The organism is Cupriavidus phytorum (genome assembly GCF_003254285.1).
Classification (GTDB): Bacteria; Pseudomonadota; Gammaproteobacteria; order Burkholderiales; family Burkholderiaceae; genus Cupriavidus; species Cupriavidus phytorum.
This window is the reverse complement of sequence record NZ_QKZN01000001.1, coordinates 418,190-435,847: the sequence shown is the minus strand read 5'-3', so window position 1 is coordinate 435,847 and position 17,658 is coordinate 418,190. Positions and strand designations below refer to the sequence as shown.

Sequence of the window (17,658 nt, the reverse complement as noted above, 5' to 3'; positions counted from 1 at the left end):
CAGGCGTCTACCACGCACTGCGCCTCACCGCCGATACTGCCGAAAAAACTCCCACATCATCCCGCTCGCATCCGGCCCGATCTCGCTGTGGTAACTGTAGCGGTCATCGCCGCCGCTCCAGGCGTGCCCCAGGCCCTCCACCTCGACCAGCGTCACCAGGTCGCGGTGCCAGCGGCCGAAGCGGTATTCGTGCGAACGGCCCGGCATGGCGCCTTCTGGATCAAAGCGCGCGGGGCGGCCGGCGAGGCGGTCTTCCAGGCCGTTGTAGGCCAGGAACTGCCGCGCCAGCAGGCGCCCGTTGACCGGATGCACCGCGTCGTCGGCCAAACCATGGATCACCAGTGCGGGCATCTCGGGTCCGCCCGGCGTTACGCCGGCGGCATCGAGCAGCCAGGCGGGCTCGGCCTCGGAGCCCTCCTGCATCGCGCGCAGGCCGGCGCGGGGGTTGCCGGCCGCGCCGATGACCACGCCGGAATGGAGCGCCACGGCGGCCACCTGGTCCGGGTAGCGCAGCGCCACCACCGCGGCCATGGCCGCGCCGGCGGACATGCCGGCCAGGTAGATCTCGCGCTCGCGCACGTCGTGGCGCGCCGCCAGCGCGTCGACCAGTGCGGCCACCGCCTGCGCCTCGCGTCCGCCGTCGGCCGCGCCGAGGTCGAACCACTGCCAGCAGCGCTGCACCTGGCGGCGCAGAGGCTGTTGCGGGTAGGCGACGATAAAGCCCTCGCGTTCAGCCAGTGCATTCAGGCGCGTGCCCGCGGCCAGGTCATCCGGCGTCTGGCGACAGCCGTGCAGCACCACCACCACCGGCAGCGGGCCGCGATGGGCCTTCGACGGGATGTAGAGGTGATAGGACAGTTGCGGCACCAGTTCGCCTGGCATGGGTGCCAGGCGCAGCCGGTGGGCCTGCCAGGTGCCGGGCAGGATGCCGGGATCGGCCGCCGGGCGGGCGGGCCGGGCAGGCCGGCGCGGGTCGGGCAGGCGCGTCGGTGTGAGCGGATTGAGCGAATCCATGCGCCGGAGCCAGGATTTCACCTGGGCTTCCGTGCGGGTCTGCACGCGGCTCAAACGTCGCATGCGGGCATGCCAGTCTGCTGCAAGGCTCTTCGTCATGAGGACTCCTATGTGACGGAATCTCCCCCTATGCCTTTATTGTTGCGTTGCAGCATATCACAGGCGTGCGTCGTCCACCCGCCATGGGTGGCTATGCGTCGGGAAAACGAAATGGGGCTTTGACGATGCCGGTGGCCCGGGCGGCCCATGTCCGCCGGGCGGCGCTAGTGGAAGATGTCAGCGATCGGCCACCCGCTTCCAGCCTTCCGGCGAGAAGCTGCGCATGGCCCGGGCGCGCGATGCCGTACCGGGCCCCAGGTCCCGTTCGTAGAACACACGGTCGCTGCCAAGCAGGAAGGTATGGACACCGGTATCGCCGTAGCGCGCCGGCCATGCGACCAGACCGTAGCCGCCGTCGCTACCCGGGGCGGCCGGCAGGATGCGGTAGTGATAGCCGTAGAAGGCGTCGGCGGCAGGCGTTTCCGGCCCCATCGCCAGTGCATCGGGACCGAGCGGGCTGGCGTCCTGCTCGCTGGCGGCGGGCCAGTAGAGTCCGTCGGTCTTGCCGGGCGTGCTGATCAGCCGCCTGGCGTAGCGGCCCTGGCCCACCAGCTCGGCATAGCGCTGCTGGGCGTCCGCCAGCTGCAGCAGGGTCTCCATGGTGACCAGCTCGTTGCGACCAAGGCGGCGGCGGCGCACCTCCTGCTGGCCGGCGGGCAGGTCGAACTGCCAGCCGCCCTTCTGGCGGGCCAGCGGTACGGGGAAGGTCCACCCGCTCTCTCCCACTGCAATGCGTGCGCGGTCGTCGCCTTCGGGCTGCACGGCATGGTGGCGTGCCCAGGCGCCCAGGAAGTCATAGACGTCGTCCTGGTCGATCGAGCCTTGCGGCACCAGCAATTGGTATTGCCTGCCCAGCACACGCTGCAGTGCGTCGCCATCGCTGCGCGCGATGGCATCGCCGAGCGCATCGGCTGCGGCTTGCGGGCTCGGGAATACCTGTTGCGCCGCCGCGGGGACGGCCAGCGACAGGGCCAGGGCCGCAGCCACCAGCGGCAGCACGCGCGCACCGCGACGGGAGGCGACGGCGGGAATCAGGTTACCGGTCTTGCGCATCATGCATTACCTCCGACCATGGCCAAAATGTTCACCGCCGCCGAGCCGGGCTCCGCCCCCCGGCCCACCGCCGTGGCGCATGCCGCCCTGGTTGAACCCGGCCGGACGCACCGGTGCCGCTTGGTGCTGGGTCAACCCGGCGCGCTGCGTCTGCTGGCGCATGCGATCGCCGTTGCCGGCGTCGCGCAGCGCGTTGTCACGATTGGCATTGCGCGCGCGGTCGCGCGCCGCAGCCTGGTCGGCGCGCTGGTGCTCGGCTCCGGCGGGACGCGGATTGCGCGTGCCGGCACTGCCCGCGCCCGGCCGCGCGCCCTCGGCGCGGCCGGCCACGCCGCCGGCATGGCCCGGAATCGCCTGGCCGGTACGGCCTTCGAACGAGCGGGCCGCGCGATCGCGTGCCTGGTCGCGCGCCGACGGTTCACGCTGCACGGCGCCGGCGCCGCCGACACGCTGGCCTGGCTGCGCGCCCGCCTGGCGATTGGCCAGGCCGGCCTGGCGCTGCTGGTCATAGCGGCCGCGCACCGCCGCGTTGTTGTAGGGCACGTTGCCGCGCCGGGCCGGGTCGTGCTGCCAGTTCACGTTGGCACGGTTCACGTCCAGGCGCTGGTTGACATTGATGTTGTTGTAGCGGTTCACGTTGATATTGACATCGTGATCGTGCCAGTCGAATCCGCCCCACATCGCATCGACCGCTGCCACACCCAACCCGAAGCCGATGCCCGACACCAGCGCCGTGGCGAACACAGAGCCCGGCGGCGGCGGGTAATACGCCGGCGGATAGGCCGGATACGGCCAGGTGCCGTAGACCGTGGTCGGGTTATAGGTGGGCACATAGACAACTTGCGGATTGGCCGGCTCGATTTGCACGATGGTGGTGCCGCCGGTGCTCTGGGTCACCACCTTCTGCTGTTCGGTGGTCTTGAGCGTGCCTGCCTTCTGCGCCTGCAGGCGCAAGCGCTGCACCGAATCCATCACGTCATTGGGCTGCGCCAGGAAGGCATCGCCGATCGACTGCACCCACTGCGGCTGGCGGCCCATCATGTCGAGCACTGACGGGAAGGCGGCCAGCGACTGCACGCTGGGGTCCCAGTTCTGGCTGGCCACCGCCTTGGTGGCGGCGTCGCCCGACAAGCTAGGATTGGCCTTTGACCATTGCGCCGCCGCGGCCACGTCGGCCGGATAGGTGGCGGCCATCAGCACCTGCGACAGCAGCGCATCGGGATACAGCGCCACCGGCGCGGTGAGCTGGTCCAGTTGCGCCTGGCTCAGCGTGGTTTGCGCCAGCGCGGGCTGAAGCGGCGCCATCAGCATCAGTGCCAGGCACCATGCGAAAAGCTGTTGAAGACGATGCATGTTGACGCTCCACAAGTTCGCAAGTGACGGCCGGCTCCGCCAGGGTACCGCTCAGCGGCGCTCCTGCGCGCACTGCTGGCGATACGCTTCTTCCAGGCGCTTGCGATCCGCCTGGCGTTCCAGTGTCGGGTAGGTGCGCCCGTCGGCCGTGGTGACCGAGCCTTTGCCGGCAGACCACTGCGGTCCGCCGGGCAGTGCGTTGATCTGGTCGAGCAAGCCCTGGCAGTGCTGCCGCTGCGATGCCGACAGCGTGCCGCCAGGCCCCTCCACCACCGCCGTGGCCTCATCCAGCATCCGCGGCGGCGGCGGCGCCACCATCGGCGTAGCGGCCGCCGAAGCGGCTGCAGCGGCCGCAGCCGCGCTGGCATTGCCAACCGCCCACAACGGGGCAGCCGCCATCGCGGTGCATGCCAGCATGCCCGCCTTGATCAGAAACTTCATCAAACCCATTACTCCAGAGCCAACCACGGCGAGTCCCAAGGCCGTGGACATGTTGCGGGAACCGTCCGTCGCTAGCGGTCCTTGCTGTTGCCGCCGCGGCGGCCGGTACGGTTGCGCATCAGCTCAAGCTTGAGCAGCGCGTCCGCAAGCATACTCTTCAGCCTGGCATTCTCTTCCTGCAGTTCGCGCAGCTTGCGCCCGTCGCGCGCCTCGCCGTTGCCGGGCTGGCCGTAGCGGCTGCGCCACCCGTAGAACGATGCATCGCTGAAGCCATAGCGCGCGCACAGCTCGCGCACCGGCACACCGCTGGCTGCCTCGGCGAGATAACCGCGGATCTGCTCTTCCGAATACCGTCTGTTCACGAATCTCTCCGCTTCGCAACGGCGGGGCCCAGGCGTCGCACAGCCAGCCCGCGACGCCAACCGTGCCGACTCTCGCCGTAAGTTAGCCCAGGGCCGCCGCAAAAGGCAATTCAGTGTCTTCGCAGTGCGAGTTAAGAAAATTATCGCCGCGCAGCAGTGGCAGCCATTGGCATGCGTCACCAAATTTCGTTATTCCAATTTGGAAATTGCATGGACTGATTGCATGCAAATGTCACCCAAGCGGGGGATGAAATACCGTTGCCGGAACCGGTATTTCACGCCAGAGCGGCCCGCAAACGCTGATGGCAAGCCATGTCTGTGGTGCGATACAAAGGCGTCAAAAAAGAATTGACAGGTCTGTCATCAATTCAAGTTTCTATGCCTTTTCCTAAGCATGTATTAAGATTCCTCGGCATAACTAAATTTCACAAGCCTTCGCACGGCGCCCCTGCGGCCCGGCAGAAGAGCGGCCCGGCAGCGCACCACCCAGAAGTCGCCCCCGCATGCCGGCACCCATCCCGGCCACGTCGGCATGCGCCGGATTTTGATGGATCAAAGCATCGCTAAGTTGTGGGTCTGAGCTACGTGGACACTGGCCTGTCACGCGTGTAGTGAAACATCCTGCCGAAGCCTTGCGTGCGGGACTTCAAGCTTGACCTACCTGGCTCGCGCGGCGTGGCCAACGCGCCGCGGTGTGCGCTGGTTTCATGCGTGCCGGCAATGGCGCATCGCTGTTTGCATCAGACCGAAAAAAAACAGAAGAAGGCGAAGTCATGTATCGGGAGAAGTCGGAATGCGTCATGTCAGCACGAAGTTGTTGCATGTCTTTGTTCTGGTCATGGAGTATCGTGACCTGAGTGCCGTTGCGGCTTGCACCCAGGGACGCGTGCCCACCGTGGCCTACAGCCTGGCGCGCTTGCGCGAGATCACCGGCGACCCGTTGTTCGTCAAGCGCAACGGCATGCTCGAGCCGACCCCGCATGCGCTGCGGCTGGAACAGACGGCGCGCCAGATCCTGGCGAAATGGAACCACCTGGTGCGGCCCGGCGAACCCGGCCTGAGCAAACGCCGCGAAGGCGGCAGGCGCGTCTCCATCGGCTTTTCCTCATCGATCGGCGATCCCGTGATCACCGAGATCCTGACCGCGCTGTGCGAGCAGTTTCCGCAAGACAGCTTTGTCACGCGCCCGGTGATTGCCGACGCCGCCCTCGCGGGCCAACTGAGCGACGGCGAGCTCGACTGCGCCTTCGTCGTCGATAGCGGGCATGATCCCGAACGCGTGCGCCAGCACAACATCATGGCCACGCCGCGCCGGCTGGTCAGCGCCACGCGCGGCGGCAGCCAGGATGACAGCGAGAGCGCGTGGATCCTGTTGCAGGAAGACAGCGAGGCCGGCAGCCCGCTGCGAGCCTTCCTGAGCCGACAGGCCAGCACGCCCGGTCATCGCGAGACGGTGGTGCCATCGTGGCATACGCAGATCACGCTGCTGCATTCCGCCGGCGGCATCTGCTCCGTGCTCGATTTCAACGTGCCGCTGGTCACGCGCGAGCGCAAGACCCGGCTACTGGCACCACCAAGCAGCTTCCCCGAATGGGCCGCGCTGCATTTCTGGGGGCCTGAGCGCAGCCGCGACCAGGGCGTGCTGCGCGATGTCATGGAAGTCGGCAGCGCCGTGCTGCGCGACCCGCTCAAGGCCATCGACGGGCGCCGCAACGGGCGTCCCGCAGTCCCGTCCGAGGTCGCAACGACCTGACGCCAGGCGCGACACCAACGTGAAAACGGGCGCTGTCCGCCGCAAGGAGATAGCGCCCGTTTTTTGTCACGACCGCTGTACGGACCGTTGTCACGGATCGGCGACAGCCGCACCGTATATCACATTCCCGAAATGGATTTTCGAACTGCCGGCCCGCGCTGCACTCGCGCGCGCTGGATGGCGCCAGGATCTTTTCGGGCCATGATTTACGAATCCTCCTAGTTCCGCCGCACCGACTCGCCGCTATGCTGCCATGGCATTGCCGCAGTCCGGCCGTCTCCCGTCTGGCCCGGACCGGCGGTCATGCGAGCAGTTGTCCGGCGCCTCCCTGTCTGGCGTCATTTTTGCGCCGCACGTCGTACAGGCGTGCGGCGTTTTCTTGACGTTTGCCGAAGGCTGCGCCGCCTGAACAAGAATCGAGGAGCAACCCGATGGCATTGAGGATCCTGCTTGCCGACGACCACCCGCTGGTCTCGGCGGCCGTCGCCGACCGCTTGCACACCCAGACCGGCTGGGAAGTCTGCGGCAGCGTGACCAGCGCGACGGCGCTGCTCAACAGCATCGACAGCCTGCGCCCCGATGTCGTCATCACGGACTACCACATGCCCGCGCAGGGCGAACGCAACAGCGACGGACTGCGGCTGCTGGCGAGCCTGCGACGGCGGCATCCGTCGATGGCGGTGATCGTGCTGACCATGATCACCAACCCGCTGGTGCTGCGCTCGATCCTCGACACCCAGGTGCACGGGCTGGTGCTGAAGGACGCCCCGCTGACCGAACTGGTCACGGTGGTGTACCGCATCCAGCGCGGCTTTCATTACATCGGCAAGTCGGCCATGGAAGTGCTGTCACAGGCTGACCCGGGCAGCCTGGCGGGAGCCGGTCGGGCTGGCGCGGAACGCCTGTCGCGGCGTGAAATGGAAGTACTGCGGCTATACCTGACCGGGCGCTCGGTCAGCGAGATCGCGATCCAGCTGTGCCGCAGCGTCAAGACCATCAGCCGGCAAAAGAACTGCGCCATGCAGAAGCTGGGCGTCACCAACGACCGCGAGATGTTCGAGTTTGCCGCGCTCAACGGCCTGCTGCTTGGCGGTTGAGCGCATTGCAGCCGCACGGCATACGATGCCGCCGCATCAGGCCGCGTCGGCCTGCTCCGCCGCGCGGGCCTGTGCGTGGGCAATGCCCGCCTCCAAGCGCGCCAGGCCGCGCGACAGTTCGCGCATGGTCGTGGGCGAGACCTCGGACAGCACATCCTCAAGAAAGGCCGAGCGCAGCGGCATGGCGCGCGCCACCACCTCGCGCCCGGCCGCGGACAGCGTGACATGGGTCACGCGGTTGTCGCGCTCGGACGTGGTGCGCTCGACCCAGCCCAGTTCCTGCATGGCCTTGAGCTGGCGCGTCAGCGCACCGGGATCCATGACGACGAGGTCGGCCAGCGCTTTCTGGCCGATGGCGCCCTCCTGGTGATGCAGCGCATGCAGGATGCGCCAGCGCGGCAAGGGTAGTCCCATGCGCTGCTCGAACGCCCCCGCATAGGCGCGGTAGGTTCGGCCGAACTGCTGCAATACGGCCACGCTCTGTCGCTCCAGTTCCATCCGTTCTCCTCAGGATAAGTTGCCGCCGTGCTTCAGTCCGTCGCCATCGCCGGCGCCGGACCGCGGGTCAGCTTGATCGACGGCACCTGGCGCGCGCACCACACGCCCAGCGCGGCCGCTGCACCCGCCACTACCAGGCCGAGGTGGATGGAACCCACCAGCGACACGCGCGCCTGCTCCAGCAGCAATGCGCCATTGTGCCCGGCCTGCTCCAGCTGGCCGAGCAGCGCCAGCTGCGACGCCTTGTCGATCAGCACCTGCGGATCCGCCATGCGCGGTGCCCACTGGATGGCATTGGCGCCGGACAGCGCCTGTTCGACGCCGCCGGTATAGCTGCGCGTCACCAGCGTGCCCACGATCGCGGTGCCGACCATGCCGCCCACCATGCGCAGCGACTGCAGCATGGCGGTGGCGATGCCGAGGTGCTCGCGGCCCGCGGTCTGCTGCGCGAACACCGTCAGGTTCGGCATGATAAAGCCAAGACCCAGGCCGCCGACCAGCATGATGGCCATCAGCACGCCATGCGGCATGCCGCGCGTGGCCTGCGACAGCCCCAGGCACGACAGCGCCAGCATGCCGAAGCCGGCATAGAGCATGGTATTGGGCCGGCGGATGCGCGTCACGATGCGGCCGTTCAGAATGCTACCGACGGTGATGCAGACCACCAGCGGCGTGATCAATACCCCCGCCTCCTTCGGCGAGTAGCCGAAGCCGCCCTGGAACAGCAGCGGCGCATACAGCAGCAGCGCAAACATGGTGAAACCGGCGAACACCGAGAGCTTGAACAGCGGCGCCAGCCCCGGATCGCGGAACATCTCGACCGGCAGGATCGGATTGGCACAGCGCCGCTCCCACTGCCACAGCGCCACCAGTGCCACCGCCGCCAGCACGAGCAGGCCCGCGGTATAGGCGTCGAGGCCACGCGCCGGCAGCAATTCCACGCTCATCTGCAAGCTGCCGAGCCCGGCCGCGATCAGCAGCGCCCCCAGCCAGTCGACGCGGATCGGCCCGCGATGCGCCTGCTGGCGCAGGTGAGGCAGGTAGCGCCAGGCGAACCACAGCCCCAGCACGCCCACCGGCAGGTTGACGTAGAACACCGCGCGCCAGCCATACCACTCCGTCAGCAGCCCGCCCAGCGACGGGCCGATCGCGTTGGCAATGCCGAACGCCGCGCTCAGCATCACCTGCCAGCGCAGCCGCACGTGCGAATCCGGAAACAGGTCGGCGATGCAGGCAAAGGCGGTACCGACCAGCATGCCGCCGCCGATGCCCTGCAGCGCGCGCGCCGCCACCAGGAACGGCATGTTCGGCGCCATGCCGCACAGCGCCGAGGCCACCGAGAACACCACGATCGAGGCCAGCACGAAGGGCTTGCGCCCGTAGTAGTCCCCCAGGCGGCCGAACACCGGCACGGTAATCACCGAGGTCAGCAGATAGGCCGTGGCGACCCATGCGTAGTACTCGAACCCCTGCAGTTCCGCCACCACCGTGGGCAGCGCCGTGCCGACCACGGTCTGGTCCAGCGCCACCAGCATCACCACGAAGGCCACGCCCAGCATGGCCAGCAGCGATTCGCGAAACGGCAGGACCTGGCCGGTCGGCTGGGCACTATGTGGTTCGGGGGTCATTTTATTGCTCGATCAATCGTTGCATTGTCAAGAATTATAGGGCAACTTCCGCCGTCTTGCCTTGCCCTCTCGGGGCATGTTTGCCATGCCGGCGCGCCCCGCCATGAGTTGGCGGAAGCCCCGCTACACCAACAAGGTGGCAGCCGCCCAGACGATCAACAAGACACCCAGCACGCGGCCGGCGCGCTCGCCGCCGGGCAGGACCTTTTCAACGAAGACCACCACGGACAGCGCGGCGATCCAGACGATGTTCATGATGCCGCCGACGAACAGCAACGCCATCAGCACCCAGCAGCAGCCCACGCAGTAGGCACCGTGGCGCAGGCCGAGCACGAAGCTGCCGGCGGCGCCGGGACGCCAATGCGCGACCAGGAACGCTGCCGGCGCGCGGCATTGTGCCAGGCAGGCTCGCTTGAGCGGCAAGAACTGGTAGACGCCCGCCGCAAGCAGCACACTCGCGGAAAGGAGAGCGCTCTTCGACCACAGCATCATTGCGGAAATGAGGCCGGTCGGCTGCAGCGCCAGCTGCAGCCATGCCGCGCCGATGGCGAATGCCAGCCATGCGCTGAGGTAGCCGGCCAGCAGAAGCATCGACGTGGCAACTGACCCGCCCCCGGAGGGGTCGTGATGCCGCAATACCCGCCGATACAGCAAGACGACCGGCGCGGCGCTGGGCGTCATCATGGCGATCATCATCACCCACCACATCAGGATGACGGTGGACAACGGCGTATCCATGTCACCCATGCCTCCAGGCAGCCGATGCGGAAAAAGCGTGACTGCCGTCATGTCGAGCGCGGACATGCCGGTCCCCGCCCCCGTCCACAGATAACCCCACGACAGCGCGACAATGGCGGCGATGCCGAACAACGTGATGGCGCGCTCGCGTCCGAGGACGTACTCGAGACTGCTCATGCGAGACCGCTCATGCGGCAGTGCGATGCCGGATCAGTCCCTTGTTGTTCATGTGCAATCGTGCGAATTGCGCGTAGGTGCCGTTGAGATCCAGGGCGATATTGCCTTGCGAGCGGCTGGTGCCAGAGCCGATCTCGGCAAGCTCGTACTCGAAGCCGTGCGGCAGATCGATCCGGGCCCGATGTTCGGCGCCCGTCACCGGATTGCGGATCGGTTCGCCGACGGTGTCGAACACGCCTTCGACATGGATCCGGCCGCGGCGGGCGTCGACATCGACGTCGAAGTCGATCTTCGTGAAGATCGGATCGAAGGCTTGCTCGAGCGTCGACGCGAATACCGCGAACATGGTCGCGAACGGCTCGGTGTCCTGCCCGGTCATGATCTTCAGGACGGCTTCGCGCTGGTCCGGGGTGGCCCGTTCGTCGACGATGGGCTGGCACTTTCCTCTCCCTTCGTGGATCGGGCCGGGCCACTGGAACACCACCGCGATGTTGAGGCCGTCGAGTCGCACGTCGCCGTAGTAACCGTCGCTGATCGAAATCGCGCCCATTGCTTCGCAGAAGCCCTTGGTTGGCAGCGCGTTGAATTGGCACGGGCATCCGTACGAGCAATTGCAGTTGATCAGCTCGGTGCCTTGGATTTCCCAGGGGGTCATGGCAGTCCTCCTTGCGCTTGACGTCTTGAGCGCCTGCTTATCGTCCCCGCACGATGGGCAGTCTGGCTTGAATCTAGTGTGCAGCAAGGGGAAGTCAAGACGGGATCCGCGCCAGCATGTGCGTTGGGTGACTACGGCCCTTGTGATGTGCCCGTCCCAAGCGATGTCCTTACCGCATACGACTACCACCGGATCCGCATGCGATTGCCCGTCACCCAGACTCTTGCACTATTCGGGCTGAATACCCGCTTGCTTCACCAGATTTCCCCAACGGTCCACCTCCGCGCGCAGCCGGTCACCGAGTTGGGCGGGCGTCGACGCCTTCAGGTCGATGCCCTGGCTGTCCAGCCGCGCCTTGGTCTGAGGACTCGCCAGCGCCGCGCGGACTTCGTCCGCGAGCTTATTCACCACCGCCGTCGGTGTCCGCGCCGGTGCGACCAGGGCCCACCACTGGCTGACCTGCATGCCGGGCAGTCTGGCTTCGGCTGCGGTCGGCACGCCGGGCAGCGCGGCCACGCGCACCGGCCCCGTCACCATCAGCGCCGAGATCTTGTTGCCGCCAAGCAGGCTGCTGCCGCTTGCCAGCGTGGCGAAATGCCCCTTGACCAGTTGCGCCGAGACATCGGTCAGCGCCGGGGCGGAACCGCGGTACGGCACCGGATCGACCGGGAGCCCCGCCTGGCTTTCCAGCATCTTGGCGGCCAGGTGGCTGATCGAGCCGTTGCCGCTGGTGGCAAGCTGCAGCGGCGTTCCCGCCTTGCGCGAGTCCGCGAGGAAGCGCTGGATCTCTCCGGCGCGGTACTGCGTGCTGTCCGCGAACAGCACCAGCGGCGCCTCGCCCAGCAGCGAGACCGGTGTGAAGTCGCGCAACACATCGTAGGGCATCTGGCGGAACACGGATGGCGCAACGGTGTGCGCCAGCTCGATCACGCCCAGCGTGTAGCCGTCCGGCGCCGACTTGGCCAGTGTGTCGGCACCGATGCGGCCGGAGGCGCCGGCGCGGTTGTCGACCACCACGGGCTGGCCCATCGATTCGCTCATGCGCTGCGCGACCGCACGCGCCAGCGCATCGGTACTGCCGCCGGCGGCCCAGGGCACGATCAGCCGGATCGATTTTTCCGGATAGGCAGCCAGCGCCGCCGGCATATGGGCCGCGAGGCAGCAGGTGATGGCGGTCAGCAGGTAACGCAGCTTCATGAGTGTCTCCCCAAGGTGTTTGAAATCATGCCTGGCCCGGATCGCGGTCGCCGCGCGCGGTCAGCATCAGCATCACGGCTTCGGTCCGGTCGATGCGCCCGTCGGCGCGTAATGACTGCGCCGCGGCAAGGCCGGCGCCGGCGCAAAGTTCGACCCAGAATCCCGCGGCCGCGAGATGGCGGGTGCCATCGCGTGCCGCCGCGTCGTCGACCACCACCGCACCGCCGCCCGAGCGCCTGACGGCAAGGACCTGTTGGGCGGTCACGGTGGAGCCCGCGGTGGAGAACTGAATCGTCGTGCCGGCGAAGTCGGACTGCTGCGACGCTCCTGCGAGCACTCGCGACAGCCGCGGAAACGGCTCGACCGCCCAAAGGCGCGGCAGCTTCGGCAGGTGCCCCAGCGCAACCAGGTCTCGCAGCGCGCTGTAGATGCCCCACAGCAGGTCGCCGCGCGCGGTCGGCACGATGACATGGTCGGGGCGGCACCCTTGCGCCACCCATTCCAGCGCAACGGCCCGGTAGCCTTCCACCCCGAATACCGGGCTGCCCACCGCCGGCACGTTGTAGTTGGTCAGCGCGAAGGCACCGCCGTCGCGGACGCGCCGGCGCACATGCGCCCAGCGCGCATGGCCGCTATCGCAAACGACGCGCCGTGCGCCGTAATGGCGTAACGCCGCGTCGAATACGGCGGGCAGCGCCTGGTAGGTCGCGACTTCGCAGTCCAGCCCCGCCGCGGCGCAATAGGCCGCCGCCGAAACCGCGGCGTTGCCGCTGGATGCCAGCACCACCTCGCGCGCGCCGATATCGAGGGCCCGGCTGACGGCCTGCGCCGACATTCGGTCCTTGTGCGAGCCGGTCGGGTTCGCGCCCTCGTTCTTGACCCATACCGATGCCACGTCGGCCAGCGACGCCAGCACCGGCACCGGAAGGCATGGCGTGGCGCCCTCGCCCAGGGACACGCCGTCCAGGTAGGGCTGCCAGTGGCCCCATGTATAACTTCCGCTTTTCGATGCAAAATCCAGTGCCCGGGTGTCGTAGACCGCTTCAAGGCTGCTTGGATGTCCGGCGGCCGCGCAGGCCGGGCAGCCTTCCGGCATGTCGTCGAGCAGATAGCGGGCGTGGCAGGTGATGCATCGCAGCCCCTGCATGGACGGATTAATAAGCGGTTGAATCGGATTGCCGCTGGCGCGCATGGTAAAGGCGAATGGCCGGAGTGAAAGTGGCTCGAGTCTATGCCGGGCGACAACACCGTTGCGCAGGCGCGCCGATGATCGGCTTAAGTAAAACTTATAGGGTAGAGATGAAGACAGCCGCCGATTCAGGCATCAGCGCCAGGCAGGTCGAGGTGTTCCGCATGGTCATGCGCCTGGGATCGGCGCGGCGCGCCGCCGAAGCCCTGCATATCAGCCAGCCCGCCGTGACGCAGATCGTGCTGCAGCTTGAAAAGGCAGCGCGGCTGAGGCTGTTCGACCGCAGCAAGGGGCGCATGGTGCCGACGCCCGAGGCCGCATCGCTGATGGACGAAGTCGAACGGGTCTATGTCGGCCTCGACGCCGTGCAACGCCGGATCGATCAATTGCGCGCGCATGAGGACACGGTGCTGCGCGTGGGCGTGTTGCACGCCATGGCGTCCAGCGTGATGCCGGCGGCGGTGGCGGACTTCGTCCACAACTATCCGCGCGTGCGTTGCCAGCTGGAGGTCGACAGCTCGCGCGGCCTGCGCGAGCGCTTGCTGCAGCGCGAACTCGATATCGCCTTCATGGGCGACGAGGCGGACACCAGCGGCCTGACCGCTTCCGAGTTCTACGCGGTGCAGGCGGTCTGCGTCGCGCCGGCAACGCATCCGTTCGCCGCGCGCGCGAAAGTGGGAATCGAAGACCTGGTCGATGTGCCGCTGATCGGCCTGGACGCCGCCGATCCGGCCCAACGCCGGCTGCAGGCCTGCTTTGCCGAACTCGGCATCGCGCCGCGCTTCGTGGCCATGACCCCGTACAGCCATACGCAATGCTCGCTGGCGCTGGCCGGTGCCGGCCTGGCGATCACCAATCCCCTCGTCGCCCGCGCCTATGTGGCGCTCGGGCTGCGCAGCGTACCCCTGACCGCGCCGATCCGATTCCGCGCCATCCTGGCCTTCCATCCGGGCCTGGGACAATCGACCGCGGCACAGCAGTTTGTCAGCCTGTGCCGCCAGCGCCTGGCCGATCTGCAGTGATGAATGCACGGCCGCGGCGTCATTGTCAGGCGGCGTGGCTGCCGCACTGCGCCTCCAGCCGCTCCGCCAGCTGCTCCAGTTCGGCGTGGATGGCTTGCCAGTCGGCGCCGACGGCGCCCAGCCCGGCGCGCCGCACGGTCTGTTCCAGCCAGCGGCAGGCCTGGCTCTGCACCGGATGGCCCATCACCGACAGTGCGCCGGCCAACCCATGCAGGCGCTGGGCGAAGGTGTCGGCATCGCCCGCGCGCAGTGCCTCGACCAGCGCGCGCTGGTCGCTGCGCAGCGCATCGGCATGCAGCACCGCGCCGCCGCCGGCATGCCGGTCGGGCGACGTGCGTGCGGCGACGCGGGCGCGGGAGAAGTCCTCGAGCAGCTCGCGCAGCGTGGCCAGGCCGACCGGCTTGGTCAGGCAGCGATCGATGCCGGCGTGCCGGCAGCGCTCGGCCACATCGGGCCCCACGCTCGCCGTGATGGCGACGATGGGCATGGCGTGCCCCGCCTCGCGCAGGCGCCGCGCCAGCGTGAAGCCGTCCATGCCCGGCATCTGCAGGTCGGTCAGGATCAGGTCGTAGTGCCGGCCCGACGCCAGCGACAGCGCCTCGGGACCGTCGTGGGCCAGGTCGACCGATTGCCCCAGGCTCTCCAGCTGCTCGCGCATGACCACCTGGTTGATCGGATGGTCTTCCACCAGCAGCAAGGCCAGCTGGGCGGCGGGCGCCTCGGCGCGAACCGGCGCCGGCGCCGGCGCCGCCGCGGGCACTGCCTCCACCTCCGCGCCCGCCGCGGCCGCGATGGCAGCGACCAGGCCCTGCCAAGCATAAGGCGAGGCCACCACGGGGGTCTGGGTCAGGTCCGGCGCGATCGGCGCCAGCGCGGAAATCACCACATCGGCATCGGGGCAGGCCGACAGCGCCTCTTCGTCGCAAACCAGCACGTCGACCGGCGTCACCGGCGGCGCGCCGGGATCGTACCTGACCGCGCGTGCGCCGTAGTACCGCAGCAGCTGCTCGACGCCCTGATACAGCTCCTGCAAGGTGACATGCAGGCCGACGCTCAAGCCGCGCAGCCCGGCGTGCGGGCAGGGCTCCGCGGGCGCCGGAAGGCCGGCGCTGGCCAGCGGCAGGCTGACGATAAAGCAGCTGCCCAGGCCCGGCTCGCTGACCACGCGGATCTCGCCGCGCATCAGTTCGACCAGCCGCCTGCAGATCGACAAACCCAGCCCGGTGCCGCCATAGTGGCGCGTATCGGGCTGCTCGGCCTGCACGAACGGCTCGAACAGGCGGCGCTGGTCGTGCGCCGCAATGCCGATGCCGGTATCGACCACGCGGATCTCTACGCCGTCGGCGCCGCCGCCCTGCGCAGACCGCATGCGCCTGGCCGTGACGATCACCTTGCCCTGCTCGGTGAACTTGACCGCGTTGCTGACCAGGTTGTTCAGGATCTGCTCCAGCTTGACCACGTCGGCCATCACCGGCTCGGACAGCGACGGATCGTTGATGCACAGCAGCCGCAGGTGCTTGCGCGCGGCTTCGGCGGCAAAGCCCCGGGTCACTTCCTCGACCACCTCGTCGAGCCGGCACGGTCGCGGCTGCAGCGACATCTGCCCGGCCTCGATCTTGCTGAAGTCGAGCACGTCATTGATGATGTCGATCAGCGATTGCGAGGCATGCTGCATCACGGCCAGCTGGTCGCGCTGGCGCGGCTCGAGCCGGGTCATGCTCAGCAGTTCGATGCTGCCCAGCATGCCGTTGAGGGGCGTGCGGATTTCATGGCTCATGGTGGCCAGGAACGCGGACTTGGCGCGGTTGGCGGCATCGGCCGCGCGGATTGCCTCGCGCAGGCGCGCCTCGCCGCGCCGCGCCTCGGTGACGTCATTGAGCGCGCACAGCAGTGCCGCGCGGACTTCGTAGGTGATCTGCACCAGGCGCACTTCCAGGTAGCGCGTCTCGCCGTTGCTGCAAACCATGTCGACATCGAAGCAAGGCAGCACCTGCGGCGGCCCTTCGGCGCTGGCACCGCTGCTGGCCAGGCGCGCTTCGCAGGCGTCCTGCAGCTGCGCCAGCCCGGCGGGCGTGGCCTGGTCGATCAGCGCCTGAGCCGCGGCATTGGACAGCAGCACCTGGCGCGTGCTGCGCGCGACGATCATCAGGCCCACCCCCGCCACTTCGATTACGAAGCGCCCCAGCGCATCGCTCTCTTGCAGGCGCTGGGACTGGCGCTGCGCCGGACGCATGATGCGCCGGTCGATCAGCCAGATCCACGCGAAGATCAGCAGCGACAGCGATCCGGTCAGCCCCAGCATCCACAACGTGTTGTCCCGGAACTGCCGCCACACGCGGCCGAACTCCACCACGGCCACGGTGCGCCAGCCCCAGGCGTCGAGCGGATACTCCAGCACCACCTCATGCTGCAGCAACCCCTGCCGCACCAGCGACGATCGCACCGCGCCCGGGCGCGCGCGGCCGGCGGCGAGCGCCGCGGCCACCGGCGCCGCGAGCGGGCCGGCCGGCATGCCGTCGGCGCCCAGCACCATGCCGCCATCGGTCAGCAGCATGAAGTCGCCATCCACGGCCTGGCCGTCGGGCAGCATCGGTGACAGCGGGAACTCCATCGCCAGCACCGCGGCGGGCTCGCCGCCGTCCTGCACCAGCGTGGCAAAGGTGACTGTGCGGATGCCGCTGACCCAGTCCTGCGCCGGCGGCAGCATCGCTGCCTCGCCCGGCCGGGCACGCAGGCGTGCCAGCAGCGCATCGTTGCGCAGCCGCTGCAGGGTGTCGCGCAAGAAGATCTGGCGCGCGTCGTCGCGCTGCAGCAGCATGCGCGCCGGATTGAGCCGGTGCGGGATGACGTACAGCTGGTCGGCCTGCAGGTCGATCAGATAGGCGTTCTGCACCTCGCGGTATTGCAGGTTGTTGACGCGGAAGGTGAACGTCATCACGTCGGCCAGGTCCTTCAGCCCCTTGCGCGGCGCGCTCGCGTTCGCGGGCGGCACCAGCAACGCGATGTAGGGGCGGTCGCCGCGGCGCTGCAGGCGGTCGGTCCATTGCGTGTCGCGGACCGCCGCGACATCGTCGGCCAGGCCGATATCGGAGAGCCGCGACAGCGATCCTTGCGCGCGCACCGTCAGCGCCTCGGCACGGTGCAGCGTCGACTGGAGTTCTTCGGACTGCGCGCGCAGCACCATGCCCTGCCGGTCGATCGCCTCGCGCAGGCGGTAATGGAGCAGCACGCCCCACGACAATACGGTCAGGCCCACCACGCAGGCCGAGAACAGATAGACCAGATAGCGGATCTGGCGAATGCTCAGCGGCAATGCGGCGCTGCTGTCGGCCGGCATCAGCCTTTTCATGGATTACCTCGTATTCACGTCGAACCGCCCGGC

15 protein-coding genes are annotated in these 17,658 nt (G+C 68.2%); 3 read left to right on the top strand and 12 right to left on the bottom strand.

Translation table 11 applies throughout. The features are described from left to right. Positions 1-24 precede the first annotated feature (24 nt). From C7416_RS01890 to C7416_RS29045, 5 genes are all read right to left on the bottom strand, one after another. Entirely contained in the window at positions 25-1,113 is a 1,089-nt protein-coding gene (locus C7416_RS01890) for an extracellular catalytic domain type 1 short-chain-length polyhydroxyalkanoate depolymerase (protein ID WP_111516860.1), read from the bottom strand. 177 nt (positions 1,114-1,290) lie between these two features. Continuing rightward, positions 1,291-2,169, bottom strand: coding sequence for a DUF2950 domain-containing protein (locus C7416_RS01885; RefSeq protein ID WP_111516859.1), 879 nt, complete (start codon positions 2,167-2,169; stop codon positions 1,291-1,293). A gap of 3 nt (positions 2,170-2,172) precedes the next feature. Further along, on the bottom strand, positions 2,173-3,519 hold the full coding sequence (locus C7416_RS01880; RefSeq protein ID WP_111516858.1) for a DUF3300 domain-containing protein: 1,347 nt from the start codon (positions 3,517-3,519) through the stop codon (positions 2,173-2,175). A gap of 51 nt (positions 3,520-3,570) precedes the next feature. Beyond that, on the bottom strand, positions 3,571-3,963 hold the full coding sequence (locus tag C7416_RS01875) for a hypothetical protein (protein ID WP_373425134.1): 393 nt from the start codon (positions 3,961-3,963) through the stop codon (positions 3,571-3,573). Between the two features lie 68 nt (positions 3,964-4,031). Then, positions 4,032-4,322, bottom strand: a complete 291-nt coding sequence (locus C7416_RS29045; protein ID WP_062803494.1) for a transposase — start codon at positions 4,320-4,322, stop codon at positions 4,032-4,034. A 793-nt stretch (positions 4,323-5,115) separates the two neighbouring features. Here C7416_RS29045 and C7416_RS01865 point away from each other — a divergent pair. Continuing rightward, positions 5,116-6,075: a LysR family transcriptional regulator gene (locus tag C7416_RS01865; RefSeq protein WP_111516856.1), complete on the top strand. Its 960-nt coding sequence runs from the start codon at positions 5,116-5,118 to the stop codon at positions 6,073-6,075. Positions 6,076-6,506: 431 nt separating this feature from the next. After that, a complete protein-coding gene (locus C7416_RS01860) occupies positions 6,507-7,172 on the top strand; it encodes a response regulator (protein WP_111516855.1) in 666 nt (221 codons plus the stop codon). Between the two features lie 36 nt (positions 7,173-7,208). Here C7416_RS01860 and C7416_RS01855 read toward each other — a convergent pair whose 3' ends face one another. The 6 genes from C7416_RS01855 to C7416_RS01830 all read right to left on the bottom strand — a co-directional run bounded on the left by C7416_RS01855 (position 7,209) and on the right by C7416_RS01830 (position 13,257). Then, entirely contained in the window at positions 7,209-7,670 is a 462-nt protein-coding gene (locus C7416_RS01855) for a MarR family winged helix-turn-helix transcriptional regulator (RefSeq protein WP_111516854.1), read from the bottom strand. 32 nt (positions 7,671-7,702) lie between these two features. Next, positions 7,703-9,298 carry an MFS transporter gene (locus C7416_RS01850; RefSeq protein WP_111516853.1) on the bottom strand — a complete coding sequence of 532 codons (1,596 nt, stop codon included), beginning with the start codon at positions 9,296-9,298 and terminating at the stop codon, positions 7,703-7,705. Positions 9,299-9,421: 123 nt separating this feature from the next. Further along, positions 9,422-10,213, bottom strand: a complete 792-nt coding sequence (locus tag C7416_RS01845) for a DUF2182 domain-containing protein (RefSeq protein WP_111516852.1) — start codon at positions 10,211-10,213, stop codon at positions 9,422-9,424. Between the two features lie 10 nt (positions 10,214-10,223). Next, on the bottom strand, positions 10,224-10,868 hold the full coding sequence (locus tag C7416_RS01840; RefSeq protein WP_111516851.1) for a DUF1326 domain-containing protein: 645 nt from the start codon (positions 10,866-10,868) through the stop codon (positions 10,224-10,226). A gap of 228 nt (positions 10,869-11,096) precedes the next feature. Continuing rightward, complete coding sequence (locus tag C7416_RS01835; protein WP_111516850.1) at positions 11,097-12,065, bottom strand: tripartite tricarboxylate transporter substrate binding protein; 969 nt, start codon at positions 12,063-12,065, stop codon at positions 11,097-11,099. Between the two features lie 25 nt (positions 12,066-12,090). Continuing rightward, a complete protein-coding gene (locus C7416_RS01830) occupies positions 12,091-13,257 on the bottom strand; it encodes a pyridoxal-phosphate dependent enzyme (protein WP_111516849.1) in 1,167 nt (388 codons plus the stop codon). A gap of 107 nt (positions 13,258-13,364) precedes the next feature. Here C7416_RS01830 and C7416_RS01825 point away from each other — a divergent pair, with 107 nt between their 5' ends. After that, a complete protein-coding gene (locus tag C7416_RS01825; protein ID WP_111516848.1) occupies positions 13,365-14,276 on the top strand; it encodes a LysR family transcriptional regulator in 912 nt (303 codons plus the stop codon). Positions 14,277-14,301: 25 nt separating this feature from the next. On the opposite strand, the gene C7416_RS01820 is transcribed toward C7416_RS01825, so the two are convergent. Further along, a complete protein-coding gene (locus tag C7416_RS01820; protein WP_111516847.1) occupies positions 14,302-17,625 on the bottom strand; it encodes a hybrid sensor histidine kinase/response regulator in 3,324 nt (1,107 codons plus the stop codon). Positions 17,626-17,658 lie beyond the last annotated feature (33 nt).